Genomic DNA, 15,882 nt, shown 5'->3' on the forward strand with positions numbered 1-15,882 from the left:
TTTCACCACAAGGAAAAATCAAAAAGACTTGTAAAGACCTGTCAGGTTTTTGAAACCTGACAGGTCTCAACTCTCCCATTCTTCATAAAACCTCTCCAAAAATTCTTCTAAAAATTGATGACGTTCTTCGGCGATTTTCTTTGCTGAATTAGTATTCATCAAATCTTTTAATTTCAAAAGTTTGTCGTAAAAGTGCTGAATGGAAGTTTCTTCCGGGATTTCGGGATTGTAGATTTCTCGCTGTTTGCTTCCGCCATAGGCAAAAGTCCGGGCGAGTCCGATGGCGCCCAAAGCATCCAATCGGTCAGCATCCTGAACGATTTTGGCTTCTAAACTTGTGGGAGCATTTCCTTTGCTGAAAGAAACCTGGGAAACGATTTTGATGATTTTGGAAATCGTTTCTTTGGGAAGATTTAATTCGAATAAAAATTCGGAAATTAATTCTTCTGATTTATCCATTCCGTCGTGTAATTTATAATCACCTACATCATGAAGCCAAGCCGCCAATTCGACTAAAAACAAATCGGCATTTTCTTCTGAAGCAATTTTTCGAGCTGTTTTCACCACGCGTTCGATGTGGTAAAAATCGTGTCCGGTGGTTTCGCCGGTAAATCCTTTTTTGATATAGTTTCCGGCTGCGATTAGAATTTCTTGTTTGTTCATCTGACAAAAATAGTTGCTGTTGATTGAAGAAAAAAGCCCGAATTAGTTCGGGCTTAGATTTATTTTTTAATCCACTTCAAATTCTTCCTTTGATTATCAACCATGAGTTGTACAACATATGTTCCTGGCGGAAGATGAGATAAATTATAGGTTCTCAAGGATTTGGATACAGTATCTTTTTGAGTAAATACATTTCGGCCGTTTAAATCAAATATATTTATCTTGAAATCAGAAACTTCTTCTTTTAATTGGATATTCAGAATTCCGGAAGAAGGATTTGGGTAAACTGAAATGGGGTTTTGAGTCATGTCTTCGGTTCCCATGATAATTTCTTCAACTAATAACCCGTCCCTTGTGTTATTTCCCTTGTAACCATTCCAAAGAATTTTACTTTCATCATAAGGAACGTTCAAATTATAAGAACTGATGAAAAGAGAGTCGGTTGAAGCTCCGAAATTGAGCGTATAGGAATTGAGCGAAATATCCATCATTCCGTCATTATCAATATCCCCCACAACAGCTCCGTTCAAATAGGTAAAACCTTTGGGGCGTAAAGGGAATCCATCAATTTCCCCTGAACCATCCACAGAATAAGCATGAAGATATCCATAACCTTCGGAATCTGTAATATTACTTCCAAAAATTATTTCCATCACTCCATCATTGTTAATATCTGCGACTGTAATCACTCCTTCATTGCCTCCTATTTTATTGATGGGAAAGTTGGCGAGATCACTTCCATCGGGCGACATTCCATAAATGGTAGGGAGCGAATTTCCTTCAGAAAAATTCGGGTTGCCAACAAAAATTTCATAGACTTCATCTCCATCCACATCCACCACAGTTGGTGGTGCATAGGTCCAATTTCCAATCGCATACGGCCATCCGTCTGCATAAGTTCCATCATTATTCATGACGTAGTATGCCGAAGCATCTCCGTGGTTGGCTCCTACGATTTCCAGTTCGTCATCTCCATCCAAATCCACTAAAACGGGAGATTGGTAGGAATAAGCAACTGAAGGATCGTAAACTGGGAATCCGGACAATATTGTTCCGTCGGGTTGGATGGCAAAAATTCCGGTATTGTATCCTGCGACAATAACTTCCTTTATTCCATCATTATTTATGTCACCGACAGACGGAGTGAAACAAGACACGGAACCAATATCATAAGGCCAATTGGCGTTCAATTCGGTTCCATCCAGTTTAAAAACATGGATATATGCAGAAGTTCCGCTAATTCTTTCCGCCGTGATGATTTCCATAATCCCATCATCATCTAGATCAGCAAGTGCAGGCGCATTGGAAACAAGCGTGGAGTGCGTTCTTGGCCAACCATCCAAGGCATTTCCCTGATGATCAAGAACGTAAGTTCCATTTGTTAAAGTTGAAAACCCGAAATTGAAAACGATTTCCAAGTCACCGTCTCCATCCATATCGGCTACCGCAGGCGGATAAAGAATGGGACCTTCTACGTCTACTTCAAAAAGTAAAGTACCGTCTCCTTTAATGGCATAGAATTTTTGGTCGATTCCAATTAGAAGTTCATCCACTCCATCATTATCCAAATCGGCCAATGTCAGTCCCCTGGTATTTTTTGAATACTGAAATGCAGGAGCTTCAAAGGTCATAAATGGATCCGGGGAAATCTCATTTGGATACAAGAGCACTTCCGGTGCCTGAATTTCTTCTACTGAAAATTCTCCGTTTTCGTTTACCTTTGCCATCATAAAAGAGGCTTGGGCGGAAACAAATCCAATTAACGTTAAGTTGGTAATGAACGTAAAGATTTTCTTCATAATGATTGTTTTAATTTCTTAAAGTTAGGAAATAATCATTTTTCAAAAGACATATTCCGCACATAATTAATTATTCACCAATTAATTGCCCGATATTTGAATATTTATTTTAAATTTGCACCCTCAAAAATGTAATTTAACCGGGACAGAGTTCCCACAATACATATAAAATGGCAACAAAAATCAGATTGCAAAGACACGGTAGAAAAGGAAAAGCTTTCTTTCACATCGTTATCGCGGACTCGAGAGCGAAAAGAGACGGACGTTTCATCGAGAAAATCGGAACTTACAACCCTGTGACGAATCCTGCACAAATCGAGTTGGATTTGGACAGAGCTGTTCATTGGTTGCAAGTAGGTGCAGAGCCTACCAACACAGCGAGAAACATTCTTTCTTACAAAGGTGCTTTGATGAAAAAACACTTGTTGGGCGGTGTAGCAAAAGGTGCTTTCAGCGAAGAAGAAGCAGAAAAGAGATTTGAAGCTTGGTTGGAAGAAAGAGCCAATGCGGTTCAGGCGAAAAAAGATGGTTTGGCACAAGCAAAAGCGGAAGCTAAATCGGCTGCTTTGGAGGCTGAAAAGAAAAAATCAGAAGCTCGTATAGCAGTGGAAGAAGAAGCTCCTGCTGAAGAAGTGGAAGCAACTGAAGAAAACGCTGAAGTTGCAGCAGAAGAAACGACTGAAGAAGTTGTTGCTGAAACAGAAGCTACTGAAGAGCCGGCTGCTGAAGCAAGTTCTGAAGAAGAAAAAACAGAAGAATAATTCAATTCGTCTGATGCAGAAAGAAGATTGTTATTACTTAGGTAAAATCACTAAACTTCACGGTTTCAAAGGAAATCTAATCCTGCATCTTGATACAGACGAACCAGAATTATACCAAAATATGGAATCAGTATTCGTAGAAACAAACGGAATGCTGGTTCCATTTTTTTTGGAATTCATTCAACCCCACTCCGGCGGAAAAATGTTGGTGAAATTTGAAGATGTTTCACCCGATGAAGCAGAAAAGCTCATCAATAAAAATCTTTACTTACCACTTGAAACCCTTCCCGAACTGGAAGGCACCGATTTTTATTACCACGAAATCATCGGATTTACGCTTTACGACCAGACGAACACCGAAATTGGTCTGATAAAGGACGTAAATGACAGTTCGGCTCAGGCTTTATTTGAAGTCGAAATCAACGGAAAAGAAATCCTGATTCCCATTGTGGAAGAATGGATTTTGGAAGTAGATCGCGAGAACAAAGCGATTTTGGTAGAAGTCCCCGAAGGTTTGGTTGAGTTGTATTTGGGATAATCTATATAGGAATTCTCCGGATTCCCACTTATTTACACATTTGATTTCTATAAATATTTGATCTCTGCGAAATCAATTGTGCAGTTTCTTTAGGTTCATGTTAATCTTTATCTACGCCGCCACCGTGCATTTCCATAATTCTATCGAAATGTTCATCTCCAATTCTTTCTGCTTCTTCGTAGCTGATGGTTTTTCCTTTCGGAAATTTGATGCGAAAGTTATCTTTTAAGATTTCAATTTTTTTAGCGGTATATTGTTCCGTCAGTATTGCATTTTCAGCTGAAACACTAACTATCTCAAGTTCGAGGATTAGGCCAGGCAATCCACCATAAAGTTCTGGACCTATTGCATAGGGCAGTTTGGAAGCATACCAAGCTGTCATTACGATATCTGCCCCATTGACATTTTCTTCCAAAATTGTGGTGGCTTTTCGGACTGAATAGCCTAAAATTTCTTTGGTTTCCTTTTCGATTTTCCAATCATATTTCAGCAAAGAATCCGAAACCAAATATTTTTTTCCAAATATTTCCTGTTCTACAAAAAATCTCTTCTCTTTCAGGTCAATGAAATAATGATCACTCCTCATCTGAGAGGTTGGCTTATCATCCTCCATTTGTACCACCAGCTTTTCTATATCGTCATACGCCGACTTCTCTCCATCTATGACCAACTCAAAATCCGTTGGCAAAACCCTTCCTCCAAACTTGGAAGTTGCATTGGTTTCATCCACAATAAAATTTCCTACATACGTAACTTTCAATTTTTCTTGAGCGTTTAACAAAAACGAAACTGAAAGAATGAATGCTGTAAAAATCTGTTTCATATAATTAATCTTTATCTACTCCGTCACCATACATTTCTCTTTGTTTTCTTGTTGCTTCTCTTCTCATTTGATCCAAAGTTTGCTGATTGATTTCAATTCCCTTTTGGGGAATTTTAATTTTCGTATCTGAATTAATAACCTCCACTTTTATGGCTTCATAATTATATTTCATTATATCTCCATTTGAATTAATGATTTTAGTTTCGACCGCTAATACTAATCCAGGCAATCCCCAAAATCTTTCTGGCCCGATTTTAAAATTTAACTTTGGTGCATACCAAGCAATTAACTCAGCACCATTTAACATAGTCCCGCTGGCTTTATAAACTTGAAAACCTAGTATTTCCTTTACCTCTCTCGTTATTTTCCAATCAATTGGCTGTAATGTATCTTTTACTAAATATGTCTTATTTTCAAAAGGAACGTCTTGTACAAAAGTTTTATTTTCAAGATTAATATAAAGCGTTCCTTCAGACATTTTTTGAAAAATGAATGAGTATTGCTCACTTGGTAAATTGTTTATTCTTTCAATATATTCATACTGTGACTCATTTTGACTAATGATTAGCTCAAAAAAACTAGGCAGAACACCCACCTTGAAACTTGTGTTTTGAGAAGGTATAAATTCCGGTAGAACTTCATATTCCACTCTCAAATTTTCCTGCCCAAACAAAAAAGTTCCAAATAAAATTGAAACCCACAAAAAAAGAAGTCGATTTTTCATAAATCTATGTTTAAGATAATTAGAATTAAACTAAGTCCTGGTTCAAAATACTTTGTACCCAATACTTCCTACAATTATAGTTAAAAAAACTTAAATTTGCACTTCTATTCAGCATCACAATGGAAGAAGAAAAAAAACCACTCAATTTTATCGAACAAATCGTTGAAGACGATTTAAATAACGGCTATTCAAAAGAAAATCTGCGTTTTCGTTTTCCACCCGAACCCAATGGTTATCTGCACATCGGTCATGCCAAAGCGATTTGCATCAACTTTGGTTTAGGTGAAAAATACGACGCACCGGTCAATTTGCGTTTTGACGACACCAACCCAAGCAAAGAAGAACAAGAATTTGTGGATTCTATCCGCGAAGATGTGAAATGGCTTGGATTCAATTGGGCAGAAGAACGTTTTGCTTCTGATTACTTCCAACAGCTTTACGAATGGGCTGTCCAAATGATCAAAGACGGAAAAGCATATGTAGAGGATCAGACTTCTGAACAAATCAATGAGCAACGGAAAACGCCATTTGAACCCGGTATCGAAAGCCCGAACCGAAACCGTCCGATCGAGGAAAGTTTGGAATTGTTTGAAAAAATGAAAAACGGCGAATTTCCGGAAGGAAGCCATGTCCTTCGTGCAAAAGGTGATATGAGTTCGCCAAATATGAATATGCGTGATCCCGTGATGTACCGCGTTTTGCTGAAAGATCACCATAGAACCGGCGACAAGTGGAAGATTTACCCCATGTATGATTGGGCACATGGCGAATCGGATTACATCGAAGGAGTTTCTCATTCGCTTTGCTCGCTGGAATTTGAAAACCATCGGCCACTTTACGAATGGTATCTGGATCAAGTTGAAATTCCCGAACATCCTTTCAAACCCAAACAAAGAGAATTTGCACGTGGAAACGTGAGTTATATGATTACTTCCAAAAGAAAACTGAAACTTTTGGTGGACGAAGGCGTTGTAACCGGATGGGACGATCCGAGGATGCCAACGATTTCCGGTTTGAGACGAAGAGGCTATACGCCCGAATCCATTCGTGAGTTTTGGGACAAAGCAGGCGTTGCCAAACGTGATAATCTGATCGATATTTCCTTGCTGGAATTCGCAATCAGAGATCATTTGAATAAAATCGCTCCTCGTGTTTTTGCGGTGATTGATCCGGTAAAACTGGTGATTGAAAATTATCCGCAAGATAAAACCGAATTGCTTAGCATTGAAAACAATCCGGAAGATGAATCTGCCGGAGAAAGAGAAGTTCCGTTTACAAGAGAATTGTACATAGAACGCGAAGATTTTATGGAAGAAGCACCCAAAAAATTCTTCCGTTTATCCATCGGAAATGAAGTTCGTCTGAAAGGAGCTTACATCGTGAAAGCCACACGAGTTGAGAAAGATTCCGAAGGAAATATCACCACTATTTTTGCAGAATACGATCCAGAATCCAAATCGGGCTCCGGTTCAGAAGCCAGTATGCGAAAGGTGAAAGGAACTTTGCATTGGGTTTCGGCTACGGAAAATATTCCGATCGAAGTACGACTTTACGACCGTTTATTTACCGTTGAATCACCCGATGAAGCCGGCGACGGTGATTTCTTGCAATTCGTAAATCCCGATTCGATGAAAGTAGTTCAGGGATTTGCAGAACCTTCGTTGAGAAACGCCAAACCAGAAGATAAATTCCAGTTTCAGCGAATCGGATATTTTGCGGTGGATCGTGATTCTACCGAAGGAAATTGGGTTTTCAATCGGACGGTTGGTTTACGAGATACTTGGGCGAAAGAACAGAAAAAATAAGATTTCGTTTGGATTTTAAGTCTGGGCTTTTCATTTGCTTTCCAGCTTTAATTGCTTATTTTATGAGGAATGTTCAGGCACAAGGGTAAATACAGAACGCTGAAGCATAATCTTCGGATTGCTTCGCTTTTGTCATTTGTGGCGGGAATGGTGAACATCATAGGTTTCCTTGCGATTCATCAGCTCACCACCAATGTCACCGGGCATTTTGCGTTTTTTGTGGATGAAGTTTACAGCTTAAACACTTGGCGCGGACTGGTTTATTTTCTCTTTGTCGTTTTCTTTTTTTTGGGTTCTTTCACCTCCGGAATTCTCATTGAATATATGAACCGAAAAAATGAGCGATATATTTTCGTCGTTCCGGTTATTTTAGAAGCACTGGTTTTATTATTTACTGGAATTTTCGGGGAACTTATGCTGGAAAGATCCATTACCTACGTCGCTTATAGTTTATTGTTTGCCATGGGATTACAAAATGCACTGGTGACGATGATTTCCAATTCGGTCGTCAGAACCACTCACCTGACCGGATTGTTTACAGATTTAGGGATTGAAATCGCACAATTGTTTTTCTACAAAGGTTTCCGTCAAAAAACAAAATTACAGGCTTCGATTAAACTAAGAGCCACCATCATTCTCTTTTTCTTTTTAGGTGGAACTTTGAGTTCGCTTACTTATTCTTATTTTGGACTGAAACTTCTTATTGTATCAGCTTTGATTTTATTTATCGGATTGATTTACGACCAAATGAGAATCCGATTGAAAATGGTTCAAAGAAGATTCTATAAAAAAATCCGATGAAAGCTCACCGGATTTTCTGAATTTTTGATTTGAATTTTTAGTTAATCGAATTCAATAAGTTTTGCAAATCTGTTACCGATCCCGGCGCAACCGGCAGATCAAACACATCATCGCCCGTTATGGTCACATCCTGAGTTGCAAAATGCAAAGCTCCTTCCACGAGAGAAATCGCGATGATTTTACCCTGAGCACCAGTCGGGATGCTTGCAGTATAGGTTACCAAGGCATCAGTCTGAACCGTCGTCAAAGCAGCAACTGTCGTGAAATCATTCAGCGCAAAGAAAACCTGCGTATTGGTGAAATCCGGTGCATTGGGAACACGTACTGAAAATTGAGTGGACTCCCCGTCAATGAGTTCGTAGAAAGCATCACAATTGCTCCAACCACCCATGATGTTCCAGATGGTAAATTCGCCGTTTGTTCCTGCTGTAGGATCAAAACTTACTTCTGAATTCCCAAGTCCCCAGGAAATAACCGGCCCTGATGGAGCTGTTTGGGTAGTTCCTGTGAAATACTGCATTGAATTTTCATATCCGGTTGCATCTGTCTGATAAGGCAAAATAGCCTGAACACCATTCAATGTAACTTCAGCTCCGCTTGCATCTGTTACACGAAGCCAGAACATACCGCCTGAAACCAAAGGATCTTCGCCGGCAAAAGTCTGAATATTGTGTTTAATCATATCACCTCGTTTAAATATTTCAATTAAAGAAACATTCAAAGGCGCAGTCACAGCACCACCGCCTGAAAGCGTAGTGGAATTTGGAGGAAAAACCAGTCTGATTCCTTTTGGTCCTTCCAGAATATTTTCAATCGTGGGGTCTGTAATGACCAACTGCACAGTATCGGAAATCGTCATGGTATCGTGTACTTCCTGAAGATTCTGAAATTCAAGTTCCGTTGGGAATCCGGTAAACAAATCTTCATTATTCATACACTGATAGAAACCAACCGCGGTAAACAGCATCAAAATCCCCGTGGTTATCCTGTTCATTTTTTTCATATTATAATCCTATTTGTATTAAAAACTGACGTTAAATTTCATAAAAGGTTGCGTTCAGACTTCAGAATGTCTGAAGCAATCCACAACGTGATCATTTATAATTCCTGTTGCCTGCAAATGTGCATAAACAACTGTACTTCCCACAAATTTAAATCCTCTTTTTTTCAAATCCTTGCTGATTTTGTCAGACAGTTCGCTTGTGGCCGGAATATCCTTCAAAGTTTTTCTTTTTTCGTTTACCGGTTTATGATCCACAAATCCCCAAATGTAATCGCAAAAAGAACCAAATTCTTCCTGAACTTTCATAAAAGCCTGTGCATTTGTAACCGTCGCACGGACTTTCAGTTTATTTCTGATGATTCCTTCGTCTTCTAATAACGATTGAATCTTCTCTTCATTGTATGAAGCGATTTTTTTGTAGTCAAAATTATCAAATGCCTTTCTGAAATTTTCGCGTTTTCTAAGAATCGTAATCCAACTGAGCCCTGCCTGAAAGGTTTCAAGAATCAGAAATTCAAATTGTTTTTGATCATCACGAACTGGAACGCCCCATTCTTCATCGTGGTATTTTACATAGATCTCCTCTTTTCCTGCCCAGCCGCAACGTGATTTTTCCATTTTGAATTAAAACCCGAAGTTAATTTATTTTTATAAAAAAACCGCATCGGGAGGATGCGGTTTTAATATCTTTTTTGGCCTGGAAATTAATAACTGTAAATTTCTCTGGAAGAAAAATGAAAACCTGCTTCAATCATAGCGTTTTCATCGCTGTCTGAGCCATGAATAGCGTTGGCATCAATGGATTCAGCATATTTGTTACGGATGGTTCCTTCAGCCGCTTCTTTGGGATTGGTAGCACCAATCAAGGTACGGAAATCTTCAATTGCATTGTCTTTTTCCAAAACCGCAGCAACGATAGGACCTGAAATCATAAAGTCCACCAACTCACCAAAAAACGGACGTTCTTTGTGAACCTCATAAAACATTTCGGCATCTCTTCTTGAGAGTTGCGTTAATTTCATGGCTTTGATTTTAAAACCGGCGTTGGTGATATCCGCCAAAATATTTCCGATGTGTCCATTTTTTACGGCATCGGGTTTAATCATCGTTAATGTAATTTTTCCTGACATTTAATTAAATTTTGAGCGGCAAAAATAGTCAGAATTTGGAGAAGGAGAAAAACTTACGCGTGAAAAGATTGTTAATCTCTGTAAATCAATGAAACAAATCTTGAATCATTGAATTCTGCTTCGGTCTGAAACTTAAAAACAGATTGGGGTTTTTCATCCTCAATTTGCACAACTTCCACAAAAACAGGTTTACGCTGAGCCGGATCAAATAAGTTGTAAATATAGATTTCGAAGAATTCTTTGTCCAGAAAGCCGTCTGCCACTAGGATTTTATCGGCATTCCTTGATTTTTCTATCAAAGATTTATAAGGCTCAGAACCTTCCACTTCATTCAGCGTAAGGAATTTACCAAGAAAAGTAGCCTGATTATTTCTGATTTCATAAATTTTTATGTCCTTGTTTTTGAACCAGCGAACTTCATAACGCAGATCTTTTTTATCGGTAAGAAGTGTAAACAGCATAATTTCATCTACAGGAAATTCGCCTGCAAGTCTTTCCGCTTTCTCTTCAATCTGAAACCGCACCGGAAGCTGAAAAACCAGATTTACGGGTTGTCCTTTTTTCAACATTGCCGGACGAATCGGTGGGAGTTCCATGGCAATTTTCTCCATTGCAACTGATGCGGCATCGCCCAAAATAGAGTTGCTTCCTTCCATTGGTTCAATCCCGATGATAATGCCTTCACGTGAAATCACAAACTGAATTTGAGCCTGGGCATCAAAAACTCCACTCTGACGAAGCGCTTCGTCCAGACCATCGAGTTCGCTGATCAACCTGCCCGATAATTGTTCGGACATACAATTTGTCAAAGCATTGGTATCGGAATTATCTATTTTTTCACATCCCGGAAAGACTGCCATTTGTTCTACCTGATTCCCGATGTACACAGGCTGTTCCTGCGCGAAGATAAATCCGACACAAAGAAAAATCAGCAAATATGTAAATGGTTGTTTCAAAGGAATTTATTTACAAAGATAGGATTATCAAGTTTAATCTTTTGTAGAAGGAAAAATAAATTCATTTTCACTTTCTTAAAACAATTTCCAAATAGAGTGTACTAAACACTAAACTTTCCTGGGGAAAAGATTCCATGAATTCTTCTTCCCTATTTTCCACTTTGTACGATTCCAAAAAATCATTGTGGGTATTAGAATAATAAATTTTATAGATCTTGTTTCTTATCTTTTTTTCTGCCGCCAAAAGTTTACCACCGCTTTGTAGGTACAATGTTTTATAAGGCTCAGTGGAAATTGCCTCACTTAAAGAATTGAACTTTCTCAGAAAAAGATCTTTTCCATCTTTAATTTCATAAGCTTTGATATTGTTTTGCTTATCCTGCCTAATTTCAAACTTTTGAGAATTATCATTAAAAGTTGCCATAACAATTTCGTTCCAAATAAATTGATCAATTTTTGACTCTTTGATTAAATATTTTATAGGTAGCTGAAACACGAGATTTACAGGTGTCCCATCATTTAAAGTAGCGGGTTTTATTTTATTTATTTTGGCTGCAACCTCCATCATTGCCTTTTCAGAAGCTGCTCCAAATTCCCTATTACCACCTTTCAATGCAACAATCTCAATCAATTCTCCGTTTCTACTAATTACAAATTGTAGCTTCGACTGAACTGAAGTTAATCCCTGCTTAAACATTTTATCTGCATATTTTTGCAGCTTTCCCGATAGTAAACTCGTGAGATTTTGTTGAAGGCATTTTTGTAAAGCTACTTTATCGCTTTCATTCAATTTTTCACATCCCGGAAAAACTGCCATAAAACCTACTTCTCGTAGGGAAACGCCACTCGAATCTTGAACATCAACTGGAAATTTATCGAGTTTTTCGGTTTGGGCAAAAGCAAACGCAAACGGGAGAATTATGATTAGAGCAAATAATATTTTTTTCATTTTATTTTTGTATTGGCTTTTTTGGGAACTTTATAGAGAATGGGAATACTCAAATTGAAATTCATAGGTTTTTCTCCATTTTTTGCAGGTTCTATTGTGTATTTCTGATTAATTTTTGAAATAGCAATCTGCACTTGGTCAAACAGTGTCTGATTTCCATTTTCTACCATTGTGATATCTTCTATTTTTCCTTCTCTAGAAACTTTAAACTTTATTTTAGTCCTTATTTCTTTCAGATTTTGGCTGCGAAAGATTTCGTCCATAAAACTTGTGTTCAATTTTTCGGCTATTGCTTCTGAAAACTTTTCCGAAAAACAATTGGCTGACAATGATTTATTATCTTCAAATTCCTCACAACCGGGAAAAACCGGTAATTTAAGATGATTGTTTTGAGCTAGCACAAAGAACAAAGGCAAGACTAAAACTTTGATCAAAAGGATATTTTTCATTTATAATTTAAAATAATTACTCCAAATCCTTATTAAAAAAAGCACCTCGATTTTCTTTTCTTTCCTGGCTTTGTGTAATGATCAGCCAAGCCACCGAAACCAGATTTCGCAATTCGGAAAGTTGAGGCGATAGCAAATTCATTTTATAAATTTCCTTTACCGAACGGTAAATCTCCTCTTCCTGCCATTTGGCCAATTCCAGTCTTTCGTTGGAACGCACGATAGAAACCAGATCACTCATCATAATTTGGAGTTGCTTTTTCAGGTAATTCAGCAAAACCATTTCTTTGGTCACGCCCAAACCTTCGTCGTCCCATTCGGGTACCAAATTTATTTTCTCCAAATGAAAATTATTTTTTTCGACCAATTCTACGGTTTTAAGTGCAGCACGGTGTCCGAAAACCATGGCTTCCAACAAGGAATTCGATGCCAGACGATTCGCGCCATGCAATCCGGTATTGGTACATTCGCCTACCGCAAACATATTTTTAATGGTCGATTGGCCATCTAAATCCACATCGATTCCTCCGCATAAATAATGTGCCGCCGGCACCACGGGAATCAGGTCTTTGAACATATCGAGTCCTTCTTCCTGGCACTTTTCGTAAATATTTGGAAAATGTTCCAAGAATTTTTCTTTGTCGAGATGGCGGCAATCCAAGCAGACATAATCATCGCCCCGCAACTTCATTTCGTTATCAATGGCACGTGCCACAATATCACGTGAAGCCAATTCTTCTCTTTCGTCATATTTGTGCATGAATGCTTGTCCGTCTTTGGTTCGCAGCTTGGCACCAAAACCTCTGACCGCTTCGGAAATCAGAAACAATTGCCCTGAAAGCTTACTATACAATGCCGTGGGATGAAACTGAATGAATTCCATGTGCGAGATTTTGGCTTTCGCCCGATGCGCCAGTCCGATTCCATCACCGGTTGCAATCACCGGATTGGTCGTGTTTTTATAGACATGTCCGCAACCACCCGTTGCCATCAAGGTAATTCTGGAAGTAATCCGCTTAATTTTTTCCGATTTCAAATCCAGCACATAAGCGCCATAACAATTCAGGTTATCACGGTCAAATTCTTCACCGGGAATATGGTGTTCGGTAATCAGATCGATGACATAATGATGTGTGAGCAACTCAATATTAGGCGTTTGCTCAACCACCGCCAACAAAGCACGTTCGATTTCATATCCGGTGATATCTTTGTGATGAACAACCCGATTTTCTGTATGTCCGCCTTCTCGCCCCAAATCATAAGTTCCGACGTCACTTTTGTCAAATTGCGCACCCCAGGAAACGATTTCCCGGAAACGTTGTGGCCCTTCTTTCACCACAATTTCTACGGCTTCCCGTTTGCAAAGCCCGTCTCCGGCACGCAAGGTATCTTCGATATGTTTTTCGAAACTATCGTTTTCAAAATCGGTTACGACGGCCACGCCACCTTGTGCGTATTTGGTGTTGGATTCTTCACCATCGGCTTTTGTAACAATTGTGATACGGGTTTCGGGTAATTTTTGAGCGACTTTAATCGCATACGAAAGTCCGGAAATTCCCGAACCGATTACTAATACATCTGTGGTCAGCATTTATTCTGAATTATTTTGCAATATAAGTTAATTTGCCCTTCCACAAGCTCAGGGCAACCAAAATTCGGGAATTTTAGATTAGAAAATTTACAGATGTAAATCAAAAATTCTTATAAAAAAACTGCCGAAAGTAAATCCGGCAGTTTAGCATTAAAATTTAATTATTTAATTTTTAATGAATTTCTTCGAAATCAAATTTCGTTGTCCGTTGAATTTAATCCGGATTTTATAAACGCCTTTTGGCAAATCAGAAACATTAATCTGATTGGAAATCAGTTTGGATTGGTTTTTCACCAGTTTCCCATCGGTAGAAAAAATCTGAACCAAATCAATTAACTTCCCATCCCGGTTTACAATATTCAGGATGTCTTTTGTCGGATTTGGATAGACTTCCACAGTTCCTGCAAAATTCACATCGTCCATACTCATCAGTTCGCATTCGCCCATCAATAACTGAAGGGAATTATGCAGATTTAAACGTCCTTCGGTTACCGTAATTCCCACGAGAGATTCGTTGTGATCTACTCCGTTGAAAATATAATCTCGAACTTTTTGCGCTGCCAGCTGAGGGTCTGATTTGGTAAGTGCGGTAAAGCTTTCACAAGGCGCAGAATACAATAACGCCACCGCTCCTGCCACATGAGGAGTGGCTCCTGAAGTACCGCCAAATCCGCCGTAAGAGTTCAAACTTATTGTATATGCATTCTGTCCGTGTGCCCCCAAATCAATTGACTCAGCACCGTATCCGGCCTGGGTAACTTTAACATCGTTTTGATTCATGTTGGTCACCGCAATCATATATTCACTCGGACAAGCTGTAGGAAGGTCTCCTACTTCATCCACATTGTAATTCCCGTTTATGGTTGCCGCAGCACTCAAAATCCCTGCTTCTCCCATCGCATCATAGAAAGCGCACCAAAGCGGCACATCTTCAGGTTGCCCGAAATCGATTCCCCAAGATGAATTGGTAGCAACTACAAACGCACCTTCTGCTCCATTTGTATCGTTAAATTTCTGACGGGCTTTTAGTGAATAATCATAAGCCAGAATCACTTCCGATTCTGCAGCACTATTTAAAACAATGGTCATAATCTTAACGTTCCAATTTACGCCTGTCACGCCTACGCCATTATCTCCCACAGCACCGATGATACCCGAAACCGGTGTTCCATGCCAGCCGCCAGTATTGACATTTCCGTTGTTATTATCCACATTCCAGCCATGAACATCATCAATGTATCCGTTTTCATCGTCATCAATTCCATTCCCCGGAATCTCGCCCGGATTAATCCAAAGATTAGCCTGCAGATCAGGATGATTTGCATTGACACCGTCGTCAATTACTGCAACTACGATTTCATTTCCGTCGGTGTTCGTTCCGCCTGTGGTGATTTCCCAGGCTTCTTCTGCATCAATGTCCTTGTCATTGGCCTGATAATATTGCCATTGTTGCGCGAACATGGGATCATTCGGAGTATTTCGCAACGAAATAACATGGTTTAACTGTGCGTCAATGACATTTGGGTCATTGTACATTTCTCTGACCAATTGTTTTTCAGAATAATTTTCAGTACTGATTTTCACTTTCCAGATATTTAAGACAGTGGAAACCTGTTGTAATCCTTCGGATTTTAAATCCTGATTGCGGTTCAAAAATTCGCTCATATCTGTATTTTCCGTGAGGCGAATCAGGATTTCTCCCTCAATGTAATTCGTATTTTGACCGAACAAAATGCCCGCCGCAAAAACGAAAAGAACTTGTAAGAATTTTTTCATGATGTGTTAATTAATTCGAAGTGAATTTACTACGAAATATTGTTTCTTGAATATTTTAAACAAAAAAAACTTTGCCAAAACCGGAGCTTAGACAAAGTTTTTCTAATTTAAATA

At 38.9% G+C, this 15,882-nt stretch carries 16 protein-coding genes; 4 read left to right on the plus strand and 12 right to left on the minus strand.

Annotated features, from left to right (window positions below; all coding sequences use genetic code 11):
* Positions 1–66 precede the first annotated feature (66 nt).
* On the minus strand, positions 67–663 hold the full coding sequence (locus tag WBF63_RS06940) for an HD domain-containing protein (RefSeq protein WP_424368986.1): 597 nt from the start codon (positions 661–663) through the stop codon (positions 67–69).
* Between the two features lie 59 nt (positions 664–722).
* The gene (locus WBF63_RS06945; protein WP_424368987.1) at positions 723–2,462 is read right to left on the minus strand and encodes a T9SS type A sorting domain-containing protein; all 1,740 of its coding nucleotides are present in this window, start codon (positions 2,460–2,462) and stop codon (positions 723–725) included.
* Between the two features lie 170 nt (positions 2,463–2,632).
* Here WBF63_RS06945 and WBF63_RS06950 point away from each other — a divergent pair, with 170 nt between their 5' ends.
* Entirely contained in the window at positions 2,633–3,223 is a 591-nt protein-coding gene (locus tag WBF63_RS06950) for a 30S ribosomal protein S16 (RefSeq protein WP_424368988.1), read from the plus strand.
* A gap of 13 nt (positions 3,224–3,236) precedes the next feature.
* The gene (gene rimM, locus WBF63_RS06955; protein WP_424368989.1) at positions 3,237–3,761 is read left to right on the plus strand and encodes a ribosome maturation factor RimM; all 525 of its coding nucleotides are present in this window, start codon (positions 3,237–3,239) and stop codon (positions 3,759–3,761) included.
* Positions 3,762–3,861: 100 nt separating this feature from the next.
* On the opposite strand, the gene WBF63_RS06960 is transcribed toward rimM, so the two are convergent.
* Together WBF63_RS06960 and WBF63_RS06965 are read right to left on the minus strand one after the other, a co-directional pair.
* Entirely contained in the window at positions 3,862–4,584 is a 723-nt protein-coding gene (locus tag WBF63_RS06960) for a GLPGLI family protein (protein WP_424368990.1), read from the minus strand.
* A gap of 4 nt (positions 4,585–4,588) precedes the next feature.
* On the minus strand, positions 4,589–5,308 hold the full coding sequence (locus WBF63_RS06965) for a GLPGLI family protein (RefSeq protein ID WP_424368991.1): 720 nt from the start codon (positions 5,306–5,308) through the stop codon (positions 4,589–4,591).
* 119 nt (positions 5,309–5,427) lie between these two features.
* Here WBF63_RS06965 and WBF63_RS06970 point away from each other — a divergent pair, with 119 nt between their 5' ends.
* Both WBF63_RS06970 and WBF63_RS06975 read left to right on the plus strand, forming a co-directional pair.
* Complete coding sequence (locus WBF63_RS06970) at positions 5,428–7,113, plus strand: glutamine--tRNA ligase/YqeY domain fusion protein (RefSeq protein WP_424368992.1); 1,686 nt, start codon at positions 5,428–5,430, stop codon at positions 7,111–7,113.
* 69 nt (positions 7,114–7,182) lie between these two features.
* Complete coding sequence (locus WBF63_RS06975; RefSeq protein WP_424368993.1) at positions 7,183–7,914, plus strand: YoaK family protein; 732 nt, start codon at positions 7,183–7,185, stop codon at positions 7,912–7,914.
* A 37-nt stretch (positions 7,915–7,951) separates the two neighbouring features.
* On the opposite strand, the gene WBF63_RS06980 is transcribed toward WBF63_RS06975, so the two are convergent.
* The 8 genes from WBF63_RS06980 to WBF63_RS07015 form a co-directional block, all read right to left on the minus strand.
* Positions 7,952–8,908: a hypothetical protein gene (locus WBF63_RS06980; protein WP_424368994.1), complete on the minus strand. Its 957-nt coding sequence runs from the start codon at positions 8,906–8,908 to the stop codon at positions 7,952–7,954.
* 63 nt (positions 8,909–8,971) lie between these two features.
* The gene (locus WBF63_RS06985; RefSeq protein WP_424368995.1) at positions 8,972–9,535 is read right to left on the minus strand and encodes a DNA-3-methyladenine glycosylase I; all 564 of its coding nucleotides are present in this window, start codon (positions 9,533–9,535) and stop codon (positions 8,972–8,974) included.
* An 86-nt stretch (positions 9,536–9,621) separates the two neighbouring features.
* On the minus strand, positions 9,622–10,047 hold the full coding sequence (locus tag WBF63_RS06990; RefSeq protein WP_424368996.1) for a nucleoside-diphosphate kinase: 426 nt from the start codon (positions 10,045–10,047) through the stop codon (positions 9,622–9,624).
* A gap of 71 nt (positions 10,048–10,118) precedes the next feature.
* Complete coding sequence (locus tag WBF63_RS06995; RefSeq protein WP_424368997.1) at positions 10,119–11,003, minus strand: hypothetical protein; 885 nt, start codon at positions 11,001–11,003, stop codon at positions 10,119–10,121.
* 67 nt (positions 11,004–11,070) lie between these two features.
* A complete protein-coding gene (locus WBF63_RS07000) occupies positions 11,071–11,952 on the minus strand; it encodes a hypothetical protein (RefSeq protein ID WP_424368998.1) in 882 nt (293 codons plus the stop codon).
* Positions 11,949–12,401 (minus strand): hypothetical protein, encoded by a 453-nt coding sequence (locus WBF63_RS07005; RefSeq protein ID WP_424368999.1) that lies wholly within the window; start codon positions 12,399–12,401, stop codon positions 11,949–11,951. The genes WBF63_RS07000 and WBF63_RS07005 overlap by 4 nt, the downstream gene beginning before the upstream one ends.
* A gap of 16 nt (positions 12,402–12,417) precedes the next feature.
* Entirely contained in the window at positions 12,418–13,992 is a 1,575-nt protein-coding gene (gene nadB, locus WBF63_RS07010; RefSeq protein WP_424369000.1) for an L-aspartate oxidase, read from the minus strand.
* Between the two features lie 165 nt (positions 13,993–14,157).
* On the minus strand, positions 14,158–15,768 hold the full coding sequence (locus WBF63_RS07015) for a S8 family peptidase (protein ID WP_424369001.1): 1,611 nt from the start codon (positions 15,766–15,768) through the stop codon (positions 14,158–14,160).
* Between the last annotated feature and the right edge of the window lie 114 nt (positions 15,769–15,882).

The sequence above is a fragment of the Moheibacter sp. genome, assembly GCF_049672845.1.
GTDB lineage: Bacteria > Bacteroidota > Bacteroidia > Flavobacteriales > Weeksellaceae > Moheibacter.

Excerpts from the sequence above, each read along its gene's own strand:
- WBF63_RS06985 (WP_424368995.1), bottom strand. The coding sequence starts at position 9,535 with ATGGAAAAATCACGTTGCGGCTGGGCAGGAAAAGAGGAGATCTATGTA.
- WBF63_RS06980 (WP_424368994.1), bottom strand. The coding sequence starts at position 8,908 with ATGAACAGGATAACCACGGGGATTTTGATGCTGTTTACCGCGGTTGGT.
- WBF63_RS06970 (WP_424368992.1), top strand. The coding sequence starts at position 5,428 with ATGGAAGAAGAAAAAAAACCACTCAATTTTATCGAACAAATCGTTGAA.
- WBF63_RS06965 (WP_424368991.1), bottom strand. The coding sequence starts at position 5,308 with ATGAAAAATCGACTTCTTTTTTTGTGGGTTTCAATTTTATTTGGAACT.
- WBF63_RS06945 (WP_424368987.1), bottom strand. The coding sequence starts at position 2,462 with ATGAAGAAAATCTTTACGTTCATTACCAACTTAACGTTAATTGGATTT.
- nadB (WP_424369000.1), bottom strand. The coding sequence starts at position 13,992 with ATGCTGACCACAGATGTATTAGTAATCGGTTCGGGAATTTCCGGACTT.
- WBF63_RS06940 (WP_424368986.1), bottom strand. The coding sequence starts at position 663 with ATGAACAAACAAGAAATTCTAATCGCAGCCGGAAACTATATCAAAAAA.
- WBF63_RS07015 (WP_424369001.1), bottom strand. The coding sequence starts at position 15,768 with ATGAAAAAATTCTTACAAGTTCTTTTCGTTTTTGCGGCGGGCATTTTG.
- WBF63_RS06950 (WP_424368988.1), top strand. The coding sequence starts at position 2,633 with ATGGCAACAAAAATCAGATTGCAAAGACACGGTAGAAAAGGAAAAGCT.
- WBF63_RS07005 (WP_424368999.1), bottom strand. The coding sequence starts at position 12,401 with ATGAAAAATATCCTTTTGATCAAAGTTTTAGTCTTGCCTTTGTTCTTT.
- WBF63_RS06975 (WP_424368993.1), top strand. The coding sequence starts at position 7,183 with ATGTTCAGGCACAAGGGTAAATACAGAACGCTGAAGCATAATCTTCGG.
- rimM (WP_424368989.1), top strand. The coding sequence starts at position 3,237 with ATGCAGAAAGAAGATTGTTATTACTTAGGTAAAATCACTAAACTTCAC.
- WBF63_RS06960 (WP_424368990.1), bottom strand. The coding sequence starts at position 4,584 with ATGAAACAGATTTTTACAGCATTCATTCTTTCAGTTTCGTTTTTGTTA.
- WBF63_RS06990 (WP_424368996.1), bottom strand. The coding sequence starts at position 10,047 with ATGTCAGGAAAAATTACATTAACGATGATTAAACCCGATGCCGTAAAA.
- WBF63_RS07000 (WP_424368998.1), bottom strand. The coding sequence starts at position 11,952 with ATGAAAAAAATATTATTTGCTCTAATCATAATTCTCCCGTTTGCGTTT.